The organism is Flavobacteriales bacterium (genome assembly GCA_025210805.1).
Lineage (GTDB): Bacteria > Bacteroidota > Bacteroidia > Flavobacteriales > CAJXXR01 > JAOAQX01.
Genome location: JAOAQX010000028.1, coordinates 199,459 through 213,390, shown reverse-complemented (window position 1 = coordinate 213,390; position 13,932 = coordinate 199,459). Strand labels below are relative to the sequence as shown.

At 33.8% G+C, this 13,932-nt stretch carries 13 protein-coding genes and 1 rRNA gene; 9 read left to right on the top strand and 5 right to left on the bottom strand.

What is annotated here, in order from left to right:
* A 16S ribosomal RNA gene (locus N4A45_11855) occupies positions 1 to 127 on the bottom strand; the annotation flags it as partial.
* A gap of 445 nt (positions 128 to 572) precedes the next feature.
* Positions 573 to 1,010 carry a 6-carboxytetrahydropterin synthase gene (locus N4A45_11850; GenBank protein MCT4665917.1) on the bottom strand — a complete coding sequence of 146 codons (438 nt, stop codon included), beginning with the start codon at positions 1,008 to 1,010 and terminating at the stop codon, positions 573 to 575.
* Positions 1,011 to 1,472: 462 nt separating this feature from the next.
* Between N4A45_11850 and N4A45_11845 the strand changes: the two genes are divergently transcribed.
* The 4 genes from N4A45_11845 to dnaA all read left to right on the top strand — a co-directional run bounded on the left by N4A45_11845 (position 1,473) and on the right by dnaA (position 5,564).
* Entirely contained in the window at positions 1,473 to 1,976 is a 504-nt protein-coding gene (locus tag N4A45_11845; GenBank protein ID MCT4665916.1) for a hypothetical protein, read from the top strand.
* 272 nt (positions 1,977 to 2,248) lie between these two features.
* The gene (locus N4A45_11840; GenBank protein MCT4665915.1) at positions 2,249 to 3,004 is read left to right on the top strand and encodes a 5'-nucleotidase C-terminal domain-containing protein; all 756 of its coding nucleotides are present in this window, start codon (positions 2,249 to 2,251) and stop codon (positions 3,002 to 3,004) included.
* Positions 2,994 to 3,914 (top strand): metallophosphoesterase, encoded by a 921-nt coding sequence (locus N4A45_11835; GenBank protein ID MCT4665914.1) that lies wholly within the window; start codon positions 2,994 to 2,996, stop codon positions 3,912 to 3,914. The genes N4A45_11840 and N4A45_11835 overlap by 11 nt, the downstream gene beginning before the upstream one ends.
* Before the next feature lie 249 nt (positions 3,915 to 4,163).
* A complete protein-coding gene (gene dnaA, locus N4A45_11830; GenBank protein MCT4665913.1) occupies positions 4,164 to 5,564 on the top strand; it encodes a chromosomal replication initiator protein DnaA in 1,401 nt (466 codons plus the stop codon).
* A 101-nt stretch (positions 5,565 to 5,665) separates the two neighbouring features.
* Here dnaA and N4A45_11825 read toward each other — a convergent pair whose 3' ends face one another.
* On the bottom strand, positions 5,666 to 6,292 hold the full coding sequence (locus tag N4A45_11825; GenBank protein ID MCT4665912.1) for a hypothetical protein: 627 nt from the start codon (positions 6,290 to 6,292) through the stop codon (positions 5,666 to 5,668).
* Positions 6,293 to 6,443: 151 nt separating this feature from the next.
* On the opposite strand from N4A45_11825, the gene N4A45_11820 reads away from it, so the two are divergent.
* Genes N4A45_11820 through N4A45_11805 form a run of 4 tightly spaced genes read left to right on the top strand, consistent with a single transcriptional unit; the run spans position 6,444 to position 12,080 of the window.
* Positions 6,444 to 8,561, top strand: coding sequence for a gliding motility-associated C-terminal domain-containing protein (locus N4A45_11820; GenBank protein ID MCT4665911.1), 2,118 nt, complete (start codon positions 6,444 to 6,446; stop codon positions 8,559 to 8,561).
* A 2-nt stretch (positions 8,562 to 8,563) separates the two neighbouring features.
* The gene (locus N4A45_11815; protein ID MCT4665910.1) at positions 8,564 to 9,691 is read left to right on the top strand and encodes a PorP/SprF family type IX secretion system membrane protein; all 1,128 of its coding nucleotides are present in this window, start codon (positions 8,564 to 8,566) and stop codon (positions 9,689 to 9,691) included.
* Between the two features lie 22 nt (positions 9,692 to 9,713).
* Entirely contained in the window at positions 9,714 to 11,141 is a 1,428-nt protein-coding gene (locus N4A45_11810) for an MBOAT family protein (protein MCT4665909.1), read from the top strand.
* A 12-nt stretch (positions 11,142 to 11,153) separates the two neighbouring features.
* Entirely contained in the window at positions 11,154 to 12,080 is a 927-nt protein-coding gene (locus N4A45_11805; GenBank protein MCT4665908.1) for a hypothetical protein, read from the top strand.
* Here the strand turns inward: N4A45_11805 and N4A45_11800 are convergent.
* Both N4A45_11800 and N4A45_11795 read right to left on the bottom strand, forming a co-directional pair.
* Positions 12,077 to 12,793 (bottom strand): SDR family oxidoreductase, encoded by a 717-nt coding sequence (locus N4A45_11800; protein ID MCT4665907.1) that lies wholly within the window; start codon positions 12,791 to 12,793, stop codon positions 12,077 to 12,079. The genes N4A45_11805 and N4A45_11800 overlap by 4 nt on opposite strands.
* Positions 12,790 to 13,179 carry a MaoC/PaaZ C-terminal domain-containing protein gene (locus N4A45_11795; GenBank protein MCT4665906.1) on the bottom strand — a complete coding sequence of 130 codons (390 nt, stop codon included), beginning with the start codon at positions 13,177 to 13,179 and terminating at the stop codon, positions 12,790 to 12,792. Before N4A45_11795 ends, N4A45_11800 begins: the two co-directional genes overlap by 4 nt.
* 133 nt (positions 13,180 to 13,312) lie before the next feature.
* Between N4A45_11795 and N4A45_11790 the strand changes: the two genes are divergently transcribed.
* Positions 13,313 to 13,924, top strand: a complete 612-nt coding sequence (locus N4A45_11790; GenBank protein ID MCT4665905.1) for a PorT family protein — start codon at positions 13,313 to 13,315, stop codon at positions 13,922 to 13,924.
* Positions 13,925 to 13,932: the final 8 nt, after the last annotated feature.

Genomic DNA, 13,932 nt, shown 5'->3' with positions numbered 1-13,932 from the left:
TTGCATACGCGTTACGCACCCGTGCGCCGGTCGTCAGCGAGAGCAAGCTCTCCTGTTACCCCTCGACTTGCATGTGTTAGGCCTGCCGCTAGCGTTCATCCTGAGCCAGGATCAAACTCTTCGTTGTAAAATTGTTTGTGTTTTTTGGCTCAAAATTTCTTTCTTCCTTTCCTAAAATATCAAAGATCGTGTGCTATCATTTTGTGATTGCGAGTGCAAATGTAAAAACTATTTTTGAATTAGCAAAACTTTTTTCGAAAAAAGTTTTTGATTTGTTTTTCCTCAATCTCAACTTGTCAATTCATCGGCTTTGTTTGCCGTGTTACCCGTTGGTAATAGCGAGTGCAAATGTATATGATTTTTTCAAAGAACAAAGCACTTTCAGAGTTTTTTTTGAAGTTTTTTTACCCACTTTATCACAAAGTAAAGACTTTGAACATTTTACCATGAAATGTTTTTGATTATTTTTTTCAACAAATGAACTTAGCGGGATATAAACGTAGATTTCTATAGGCTCAAGCTTATTTTCCTACCATATTTATTACCTCAAAAAAAATCATTCAAACTTCAATCTAATTATCCGAGGCAAACCATTCCGCATAACTATTACCTGTTTCTTGAAGATATAAAGAATGTAATCTTACTCCATGAGGCAATAGTGGTTTTAATATCTCCGCAAAATCAATAATCATATTCTCACAGGTTGGTTGGTATTTCTTATATATAACCTTTTGATGCTTCTCCTCTATTCCTGCAAATCGAGAATCCTCCCTTAAAACAAGCCCGTGATCATATATATTAATAATATGCTTCTTCACGATATCTTTTAAATCTCCAAAATCAATCACCATTCCTCGTTTGACATTTTGAGAATCTGATATCGGCTTACCAATAACGGTTACTTTTAAAACATAAGAATGTCCATGGATGTTTACACATTTCCCATCATAGCCATCTAAAGCATGCGCTGTTTCGAAATCAAAAACTTTTGTCAGTCGTATATTGTTCATCTTATTTCTAAATTTGAGAGCAAAGATAATATTTCATCTTATGTGTATGGTGATAAAACAGCCATATTATATTTTCTACACAAGCACCCACTTTATACACTATATATAATACATAAGAGAGCGAACATGAATATCCCCTATGCTTATATATATACTGCCACATAAAATCGAAATCTACTTCCCACCCAAAACATACTGGAAAAAACACTCAATACTGTTCTGTATCTATTACAGAATACAGAAACAGATTTGACGATTACCAATATTGTGTTTACTTTACTCTTTATGATAAGTTACGTGAGCTTGCTAATAAAAAGAATTGAATAGTAAAATATAGATTTCACTTCTTCTCAATTAAACATCATCTATATCATTACAGCATAAACATTCCGAAACTAATAGATATTGCATATATTAGTTAGATCAGAAAAAAATCATCATCGTACAAATTAGTATAGAAATATGAAAGAAAAAGCGACAATACTAATCCAGTACATATCTATGATATTATTCTTCACAGGACTTCTTATCATTATCATAAAATCCGCCTATATCAACATGGTTGATTTTGCAGACTTCAAACTATTCGGAGCTTTAGTCTATTTATTCTGTTCATTTATTCTGAATCAGTGGATTAATTACAAAAATCGTAAATTAATTAAGCTATCAAACAAAAAAATATCTGATAATGTGTTTATTAGGACATGGCAAATTAAATTCCTTTTCTCTTTTTTTATTTATTACATAGGTATAATTATCCTTTTAGCGGAGATGCTCAAAATTCAGAAAGAAATTTCTCTATTAATTGCTCTAGCAGCATCAACAATAAAAGCCTATTTTGTAATTAAAGAATTTTGCAATCTGAAACTAACGATCTCTGACAAAAATCATAAGCGAAAAATCGTAAAAAATATCTTTATTTTTGAATGGCTTCTTCCTAATCAATCACCAAAAGCATTAAAGTAATAATCAAAATAACAGAAGAAACATATTAACCATTGAAATAATTCACCTTATCGTTTAGTTCATAAATCCCTAAATTTTCTTCGGTACTTAGAGAAAACATATATTATCTTAAAGTGAACTTTGATTTTTCATTTACCTACTGAGAGCTAAAGTATGTACATTTGTACGAATACACCCTACCTTCATTTCTTATTTACGGTATCATAAAAATGTTCTGAACACAAAATTGTAGGTAAGGATTTCATTGAACACTAAACATTATTCATTTCTATATGAAGCAAACAATTTTAACCGTTCTTATTATAGGATTTTCATTAAGCTCATGTAAAGAAGCTCAAAAAACGAACAATCAAAAAGAATCGGCAAACAATTATCAATACGCACAAGAGAACACTCCGGTTGAAAATAAGCAAATAGACACCACGCTAGACAGGCAACTTACCTTTTACAGAAAGGATATGCAAAAAAGGATGAGTTCTGTGCTCACCCAGACAAATAAAGGTATGGTGAAAAAGAGACCACAATCTGCCATGACAAATCTGATGGCGGATATGGTACATTTTGAATCGGAACATATATTTAAACAGGAAGTGGATTTCTGTCTTGTAAATTATGGTGGTATAAGAAATAGTCTTCCAAAGGGTGATATTACTTTGGGAAATGTATATGAACTCATGCCTTTTGACAACACCGTTGTTCTATTAAGACTAAATGGAGACTCCATCATCCCAATGGTGAAATATCTTAAAAAGAGAAATGGAGAACCGATAAGTGGAATGGAACTTAAATTCACAAAAGATGGAACAAGCCATATTTCTATTAATGGAGAAGAATTTGATTCACATAAGGAATATTGGGTTGCCACATCAGACTATTTGGCAAATGGAGGAGATAGAATGTCCTTTTTGTCAAATCCTATAGAAAGAAAAAATTCTGAGATAAAAATTAGAGATCTCATTATAGACTATTTTAAAAAGAATCCAAAAATTATTGCTAACGAAGAGGAAAGAATTATCTATGAAAACTAATAGACGACTTTTTATAAAACGAACAAGCCTTCTAGCGGGAGCAGGATTAACGTATTCATGGCTTCCAGCTTTTGGAAAAGAAGAAGAGCTAGAAAAAATAACCATTCTTCATACCAATGATGTTCACTCTCATATTGACCCATTCCCAAAGAATCATTCAAAATTTGCACTCCAAGGTGGAGCTGCTGCAAGAGCGCATTTAATTTCCACCATCAGAAAAGAAGAAAAAAATGTCTTACTATTCGATGCTGGAGACATTTTTCAAGGAACGCCCTATTTCAACCTTTATAAAGGGAAACTTGAGTATGATGTAATGAATTATATGAAATATGATGCCGCTACAATTGGTAATCATGATTTTGATATTGGTATTGATGGATTAAAAAATCAATTAAAGCGAGCCAAGTTTTCTACACTTGTTGCCAACTATGATGTGGAAAATACCGATTTGCAAGAATTCATTAAACCTTATCGTATTTTTAATCGATCAGGAATTAAAATTGGAGTGTACGGATTGGGAATAGAAATAAAAGGTTTAGTTCCTGACAACTTATGTAAAGGAGTTAAATACCTTGATCCTATTCAACAAATGAAAGAGACCGAAAAACAACTCAAAGAAGAAGGCTGTAAACTCATCATTTGTTTATCACATTTGGGCTACAAATACAAGTCCAATAAGGTATCTGATTTAGCCTTAGCGGAAGAGGTAAAATACACTGATTTAATTATCGGAGGACACACACATACTTTCCTCGAAAAAGCAACGGAAGTGAATAACAAAAATGGTAAGAAAGTACTAGTAAATCAAGCAGGTTGGGGCGGATTACAATTAGGTAAAGTGGAATTTTTTGTGCCAAAATCGATCTCTGAAAAAATGATTCATTCATCTAATAATCAACATATTAATTAAGTAAAAATACCATTAACAATATCTATTGTTGTGTTGAAAAACGCAACTACGCCTATATAAAGGCTTTAGCATGCGTAGTGACATTTTGTGTCACTACGTGCTTTTTTTCGCCTATTCTAATAATCCGAAAAAAATAATTAATAGTCAAGTCCTAAATCATTTTTTTAAGAAAAATATTTGTCCCAATTTTGTACCGATTTAAAGACTAAATCAGGTTTAACAATAAACACCGTTTTTTAATAAAATTTAATGCAAAAAACTCCTGAAAATATCTGGCAAAGCTGCCTTGAGTTCATACGTCAAAACGTAAGCACTCAAAGTTTTAAAACATGGTTTGGCCCGATACATCCGCTTAAACTTAAGGGAAATGTATTGCATATTTCGGTACCCAGTAAATTCTTCTACGAATGGTTAGAGGAGCATTATGTGGGTATTTTGAAAGAAGCAATTACCTTACAGTTAGGTCCGGAAGGGAAATTGGTATATTCAATATCGTCGGATAAAAAATTAAAATCCAACAACTTAGAAAACACACCACAGAACAAAAAAGGAAAATCAATCATTAATCAATCAAAAGAATTGGTGATGAGCAATCCTTTTAAAGCTCCTATGCAAATTGACTTTGATTCGCAATTGAATGTCAATTATCGATTTGATTCATTTGTAGAGGGAAATTCAAATAAACTAGCTCGTTCTGCTGGATTTGCTGTTGCTCAAAGACCTGGAGGAACTTCCTTCAACCCACTATTATTTTATGGGGGTGTAGGTCTTGGTAAAACTCATTTGGCCCATGCAATTGGGAATGAAACATTGATGAGTTTTCCAGATAAAAGAGTCCTGTATGTTTCTGCCGAAAAATTTACGCAGCAGTATATAGATTCTATCAGAAAAAATACCAAAAACGACTTCCTTCATTTCTATCAAATGATTGACGTACTGATTATTGACGACGTTCAATTTTTTGCAGGAAAAGAAAAGACCCAAGATATCTTCTTCCATATTTTCAACCATCTTCACCAACATGGAAAGCAACTGATTCTTACATCAGACCGTGCTCCTGTAGAAATTCAAGGTGTAGAACAAAGGCTTCTTTCTCGTTTTAAGTGGGGACTCTCTGCTGAAATTGACAAACCAAGCTATGAAATGCGCTTTGAAGTACTGCAAAGAAAATTGGCTCAAGAGAATATCGAAATGGACGCTGAGGTTGTAGATTATTTAGCCTCTTCTATCAACACAAATATCCGTGAACTAGAAGGTGTATTAATCTCTCTTGTTGCTCAAGCTTCATTACTCAGAGAAGAAATCACTATTAGCTTAGCAGAACAAGTTGTAAGAAGATTTGTTTCACAACGAGTACACGAAGTTACCATTCATACAATCCAATTAATTGTGTGTGAACACTACAATGTGAGTATGGATGCATTACAAAGTAAAACCAGAAAACGTCCAATAGTACAAGCAAGACAAGTTGCTATGTTTTTAGCAAAAAAATATACTAAGAATTCATTGGTAAAAATCGGGAAAGAAATAGGCGGACGAGACCACGCAACGGTACTCCATGCATTGAAAACCGTAAAAAACCTTATGGATATTGATAAATCGTTCAATAACGATATCGGAAGCTTAGAAAGAAAACTAAAAAAGGATTAGTTGATTTTTAGTTTACAATGATTATAAAAAAGCCCAGAAATTCTGGGCTTTTTTATGCTTTAATCTATTCTTTAACCTACGTTGAATTAATAGCGAAACGATTACTCAACATTCAACCAAGGAAACGAATATTTTTTCTTCTCATTTAAGATATGATAACCTTGCTGAGTTTTGATATAAAACTGCCAATTTTTATTAAGTTCTATAGCTACAAATAAAGGTGCATCAAAAACTCTTTCAATACTTTCTCCTCCCAAAAACATGTTGTTTCCAAGACTATCTGTAGTAATTACTTTTGCTAAACAATCCTCTTTTAAAATATGTTGATAGTCCGCTGGTAAATAAGACTCAAAAAGCATATTGAGAGAGTCGTTTTGAACCCCAGTAATAAGTTCCGACAAATCACGATGATCTTCAGACTGAAAAATTCCAGCAACTTTTTCGTTTCCAAAATAAGCTTCACACTGTTCTGATTGAAAATCTAAAGTATATTGGTCATAAAATTTCACATCGATTTTACAACTGGTACGTGAATCCACAAACTGGTATTGATTCAACTCCACAAGGGTCAGATCTCCAGAAATATGCACTTTTTGCTGTCCATTTTTTCCATCTATAGTAAAAGTGTTTCCTTTTTCACTACTGATCCACATCTTTACTTCAGAATCACGATGCTCCCACGTTTTATCAAGGAAACCAGACTGAGCTTGAGCTTGAAAAAAGCCCATTATAACTAGTCCGACGAAAAGGCTACGAGTTGTTTTTTTGAAATTTTCTATCATCCTTCAACGACTTTATTTGGATTTATCTCATCGAATTTATGCTTTTTTAGATATAGAACTAAACATTTCCTTATTTTTGTTTCAAATCAACAAAAATATGACGAATAAAATACTGGCTTTTAGCTTTATCTTTTTCTTCTTTTCATATACAAATATTCAGGCTCAGATAAATATATCTGGAACAGTACTCAACAATAACAACTGTGGAAATGGGCCAACTGGAAAAATAGACATTACGGTTTCTGGTGGAGTAAGCCCCTATACCTATGTATGGTCCAACGGTAAAAGCACCGAAGACATTGACAGTTTATCTGCTGGATTCTATGGTGTTAATGTTACCGATCAAAATGGTGCAACAGGAGTCTTAGGTTTTCAAGTAGTTGATGTCCCAGGAATGAGCCTTACAGATCAAAGTGTTTACCCTAGCTGTGCAGGACAACTAGGAGAAGGTGTAGTAAGTGTTTCTGGAGGAAATCCTCCTTATACATTTCAATGGTCCAATGGAGACTTAGATAGCACCGCTGAAAATCTTGCCATTGGAAATTACAAAGTTTGGGTAACCGATGCCACAGGATGCAAAGACTCTTTGAGTATTTCGATAACCAATAACCCTGCTCTTCAGGTGTACCCCATTCCTACCCATGCACTCTGCCATTCAGACTCTGGTAAAATCAATCTTTTTATCACAGGAGGAACAGGTAATTATCAAATAGACTGGGATGGTATTGATTCCACAGCAGTGCCTCCTGGAAATCATACTGTAAAAGTTACTGACAATAGTGGATGTGAAAAACAAATTAATTACACCATTAACAGTCAGCCAGAAATAATTGCCTCAGTGAATACACAAATTATTGATTGCGACACCAATCTTTATGCTGTAACAGCTAATGTATCTGGTGGAAATCCGCCCTATACTTTTAACTGGACTTTGAGTGATACGAATGCAGCCACAGCCGGAAATTATGAATTAAGCATTACGGATGCTTCTTCTTGTCAAAAAATTGTTCCATTTGTAATTGATACAGGATCTGCAATAAATATTCAATACAACTACACGCCTATCAACTGCTCTAGTACTACCACAAATGTTACTATTTCCATAGCTGGAGGAAACGCCCCTTATCAAATCATCTGGTCTGATAGCACCAAAAACACCTTCACCAATGAAGTCCAACTAAGTGAAAACAATAGTGTAACCGTAATTGACTCTAGAAACTGTGAGAAAACAGTTCCTATCGAAATTATCCCCGTAGAAAATATTCAAATTGCTTTTAACTTAGTTGAACCAACTTGTGGTGATGCCAATGGTGCTATTGGATATCAAATAAGCGGAGGAACCACAAATAACTACACAGTAAAAATCAATGAAACAGAGGTTTTTGGAAACAACTATATTAATGTGGATTCAGGAATCTATAAATTTGAAGTAACAGAACCTGGAGGATGTTCTTTTGACACAATAATTACCTATGAAAACAATGGTGGTGTGTATCTTATCACTCACGAAATGACCCATAATACTTGTGCTTCAGACTCAAAAGGGAGCATCAGTACAAAATTCTATAGCGACTCTGATATCTCTTTCAAATGGTCTAATGGAGACTCTACAAGCTCTTTGAAGAACTTAGCAGGTGGGGCTTATGAACTCACTGTAACCGATGAGTATGGATGTACCTGGGATTCTATTTTTATTGTTGAAAAAGGGACTCAAATACTCGCCAGTTCTACCATTTTCTTTGACCCTTGTGTAGATGATGAAGGATATATAAAAGTTTTCCCAAGTGGTGGAACACCTCCTTATGATTTTAAATGGCAAGATGAAGAAACAGAACAGCAATTAACCATTACAGAAACGGGTTATTACGAAGTAATGATAACAGACTCTAATGGATGTAGCGGAACCTTTAATTTTTATGCCGAGGGGAATGAAATTGGAGGAAATACCTGTTTTAAAATCCCTACAGGCTTCTCTCCCAATGGAGATGGAATTAATGATCAATTTGAGATCGTAGGAAATCACCTTTTCCAAGAATCAACTTTAAGAATCTTTGATCGATGGGGAAAACTGATTTATGAGAAATATAACTACCAAGGAGATTGGGATGGTACAATAGATGGATCACCTGCAGAAGCTGGGAGTTATATCTATATTTATGAAACCAACAATCAAAAAAACGATATTTTTAAAGGAACAATAAGCATCAAAAGATAGACATGAAAAAGTTTAGTACAACCCTTCTTATTCTATTCTCTATCTTTTGGAAAATAGAAGCACAACAAAGCTCAGTATTTGAGTCCTATAACAACGACCAAACGATTATTAGCCCATCAAATGCGGGAATCTATGATCATATGCAGATAGGAATTTCCTATAGAAGTCAATGGGCAGGTTTAGAGATAGACAAACCACAAGGAATTACAGCATCCATTAATACAGCAATAAGCGACAATGGTGGTCTTGGTATTTTTGTAAACAACAGTAGTTTTGGTGTTCTTAAACAAACCAGTTTTGAACTCGCTTACGCCTATAGATTACCAATAAATATAGACTACAACCTATCTTTCGGGATGGGACCAAAAGTGAAATTCCTCAGCTATGATGACAGTAAAATCATCACTATTGACCCAAATGACCCTACATTTAGCAATACCGAGCAAACTTCCATGGTGTTGGATGCGCGTTTAGGAGTTTCTTTATACAGCGATAATACCTTACTTTCTCTTTCTGTAGATGACGCGATAGAAAATAAACTCAATATCAACAACAAAGACAAAGGGCGTAACAAATCTGAAAGAGTTATTAACCTCTACGGACACTTTAGGCTACAACCCAAAACCAACGAAAACTTAGCTTTTGAACCGTCATTTCTATTGAGCTCCACAGATTTTGGACATTATAAAGCAACCATTGGTCTTGATATTGTTTATCAAGATTTGATTTATGTTGGAGGTATGCTACGAGTTCAAGATGCCTTTGGATTTAGAGCAGGAATACGAGCAAAAGAATTGATCATTGGTTATCAATATGAATTTGGAACTTCAGATCTTGCAGATTACTACAAAGGAAATCACGAATTCTTTATTGGAGCGAGAATTTTTAATGACAAATCGAGCCAGAATAACAGATGGTATGATCGTCATAAAAAAGAAAGTTGGTTATCCAAAGCTATTTTGTTTAAAAAGAAAGGGAAAATTCAAAAAGACAAAAAGGTAAAAGAAAAGGAAGACAAACCAAAAAGCAAAGCTAAAAAAGGTGGGAAAAAACCAAAAAGCAAAGCTAAAAATAGAGCCAAAAGTAATAGCCGAAAATACAAGCCCAAAAAACGTTTGAGAACGCTATAAAAGACACAAATAAATTTTAGTAATGCTATTTAACTCACTTGATTTTTTAATATTCTTCCCAATAGTTTTTTTACTGTATTGGTTTGTTTTTAAAAAGAATTTACAAGCCCAAAACACATTAGTTTTGGTTGCTAGCTATGTTTTCTACGGTTGGTGGGATTGGCGATTCCTTAGCTTAATAATCATCAGCTCGATTGCCGATTTCCTTATAGGGCAACAAATAGAAAAACAAGAAAAAGAATCTAAAAGAAAATCTTGGTTACTCCTTTCCATGACCATTAATTTGGGGCTACTTCTGTACTTCAAATATTTTAATTTCTTTGTAGATTCCTTTATTGAGTCTATGGATCTCCTTGGCTTAAATCTCAACTGGAGTTTAGCAAAAATCATTCTTCCTGTTGGAATCAGTTTCTATACATTCCAAACAATGAGTTATACCATTGATATTTATAGAAGAGAGCTTAAAGCCAACAAAAACATTATTGAATTCTTCGCATTTGTTAGCTTCTTTCCACAGCTGGTGGCAGGGCCCATAGAAAGAGCCTCAGATTTATTGCCACAATTCACTGTCCCGAGACAATTCTCTTATCAAAAATCTGTTGATGGACTTAGACAAATTCTCTATGGTTTTTTCAAAAAAGTAGTAATCGCAGATAATATCGCTACCCAAGTAGATTATATTTATGCCAATTATGAAACCATGAGTTCCTTAGACTTAGGCTTGGGCGCTATTTTTTTCACCATCCAAATTTATTGTGACTTTTCAGGATATTCTGATATTGCCATAGGTACCGCAAAATTATTTGGTTTTGAACTTAGAATGAATTTCAATTTCCCGCTCTATTCAGCAAATATGACGGAATTTTGGAGGCGTTGGCATATGTCCTTATCAAACTGGATAAAAGATTATCTCTTTACTCCATTAGCCATTTATTTTAGAAACTATGAGAAAAAAGGAATCGCATTAGCTCTTGCATTAGCCTTTACAATCAATGGTTTTTGGCATGGTGCCGCTTGGACATTTTTGGTTTGGGGTATTCTCCATGGTGCAGTTTTGAGTTTTGAAAGCTTGACAAAAAAACGTCGTAAAAAAATTAAAAAGAAAATAAATCCTAAACTTTATCTACACACCAGTGTTCTACTCACATTTGCCTACTGGACGTTTTCCCTAATCCTTTTTAGAGCCAATTCCATGACGCAAGCTTGGGGGTATATTTCTAGGATGTTTAGTTTCCAAGATTTTAGCTTATTTAGAGTTTTATTTTTGGCTTATCTTGCCCTAGTAGTGGTTTTTGTGTGGATAGAACGATTACAAAGAAATAAAAATCATGTATTAAGCATTGATCATTTACCTATTTGGATTCGCTATGGAATTTATTATTTCCTCATTTTGAGTGTGATTTTCTTAGGAAATCATCAAAATCAATCTTTTATTTATTTCCAATTTTAATAGGATCTTACTATGATAAAATTATTAAGAAGAATTGGCCTATTTCTTATCCCTGTTATCCTTTTTATATTGGTTTTAGAACTTTCATTAGGATCTGAAGGTGTATTAAACTCCAATAGAAAAAAGAAAAACGCCATAAAAGCTCATCAAGATTCTGTTGAGATATTATTTATGGGGTCCTCACAATCTTTAAAAGGTATCAACCCCAAGTTTATTTCTGCCCCTTCTTTCAATTTTGCAAATGTGAGCCAAAGTTTTTATTTGGATTTTGAGTTATTGAAAAAATATGCCTCAGAAATGCCCAAATTAAAAAAGGTTTTTCTCGCTGTGAGTTATCACAGTTTTTTCACACAATTATCTGACTCAGAAGAAGCCTGGAGAGAAGACTTATACACACTGGAGTATAAAATACCAGCAAGTGCAAAAAGGTCTTTTGTTCAACAAAATTCGTATTTCACCATATATGGTTTAAAGGCAACCCTTAAAATAATAACAAGTGGTTTTCAATACGATCTTGCAAAAAGAATTAATAAAAACGGATATGAAAATAACAAACCCCTTCTGGATAGTTCCAAGGTAAATGATTCTGTGGGTGAAAAAAGAATTGAGTATCACCATGAAATAATGAAAAGAAAGTGGGTAAACACCAATATTTCTACTGTAGAAAAGATGATAGAATTTCTACAAGAAAAAGACATTAAGGTATATCTATACACAACACCCACTACAGCCCATTACCGAAAGTTTCAAGCAAAAGAATACTCAGTGACTAACGATTCTATAACAAATTTACTGAGCAATAAATACAATATTCCCTACTTTGATTTCGAAAACTCCAATATTTTCACTTGGAAGGACTTTAACGACACCGATCATACAAATGATTTAGGTGCCGAAAAGTTCTCTAAATTATTAAACCAAGTATTACAGAATTACTAGATATTCTCGCTTCCGTTTATGACCAAATTTTGCCCATTGTAATGCGGGGTAACACGAGTAAGAAACTCCACAGCTTCGGCTACTTCATCGGTAGTTAAAAGTGTTTTTAGTGGATGATTCATTTCCATTCCTTCAATAATTCTTTCATCAGTATCTGATGTAAGATTCGTCTGCATAAACGAAGGAGAAATAGCATTGGAAGCTATTCCATATTTAGCAAACTCTGTAGCCCAAGATTTCACCATAGAATGAAGATAAGCCTTGTTTGCCACATATTCTGATAGTCCAACAGGTGGTTTATTAATCAAATATGAGGTAAGAACCGTAATAATTCTTCCATTTTTTTTCTTCTTAAAATGCTTGAGAAGCTCTTGAGTAATCATCACTGTGGATTGCACATTTTGCACAAAAGAATTGACAAAAGTATGACTTGGGAGTTTATGAAAATGTTTCATTTCATATCCTGTAAGTGCGTTATTGATAAGGATATCAATATCCATTTCACCCAATTTCGTTAAAAAATCATGAAGACTTTGTGCTTCCGAGAAATCGCAAAACAAAGCTTCCATATTGTCAAACTGTTTGCAAATTTCAAACGCTTTTACTTGAGAACTGGCATAAGTAAAATAAATTTTGTTTTCTGGGTTTTTTGCCAAGATCTTGCTTATTGATGCTCCCAAACCTGATGCACCTCCTGTAACTAAAATGTTCATATTATTCCTATTTGGATTCTTCCTCGGGCAACTTTTACCCCTTCTTGGTTTCTAAATGTAAACTTAAATACAATGGCTTGAACAGCTTCTATTTTTTCTTTTACTTGAGCTTCCAACACCACCGTATCTTCTAAAAAAACAGGTTTTAAAAAATTAATTTCTTGAGCATGAATAATGACATCCTTTGTCGGTAATCCTTCCCCAATAAAATGCGATAAAAAACCATTGAGAATATTCCCATGCATGACCACTTTAGGGAATCCTTTTTCTTTAGCAAACGCTAGCTGAGTATGCAAAGGGTTCTGATCCTTAAATGCCCCTAAAAAACCTTGATAAACGGCTTCAGTCACCTCATAAGTCATTTGAAACTTATCTCCTATTTCCATTGTTCTTTAAATTTATAAATGAAATGTTCTGTTTTCTTAAATGAATGTTCTAAAGTAATCATATTTTGTAGCTTTGATGGTATCAAAACATCCATTTTTTCTCAAATTTGAAAAAAATCAAACTCAAAATAGAATGAATAAACATATTTTTCTCTTGGCATTCTTATTTTTCTTTATCCAAGAAGGAATGTCTCAATCCTTCCGTGGAGGAATTACCTTAGGTTTTTCTGCAACACAAGTAGATGGAGATAAATTAGGAGGCTATAACAGACCTACTTTTAAAGCAGGTGGACTCTTGGAATACAAAAGGCGTAGCAGAAGAAAAAAAGGAACTTTTGGACTCGAAATCAACATCCAAGGAAAAGGATCTAATACCGCTATTGATGTTCCCGTGGAAGCTGAACAAAAAATTAGACTATACTATGCCGATTTTCTTCCTTATTATAAATATAAATTCAACAAGAACTTTTATGTAAAAGGAGGAGTCGTTATTTCTTATCTCTTAAAAGGCGACCTTAAACTAGGTGGTTTTGCTTTTGAAATGCAAGAAGATAAATTTGACAGAATCTCCACAGACTTAAATCTAGGGGTGGGAATTAAGATACAAAAGAACTTTTTTCTTCAAATTGAAGGACAAACTTCTCTCCTTCCCTTTGCTAATATCCAAAAAGAGACTAACTTGTTCAACTCAAAAGGACTTCGTCACAGTATCCTTACTTTTGGAATTGTGATTTTGTTCGATTAATCAGAAAA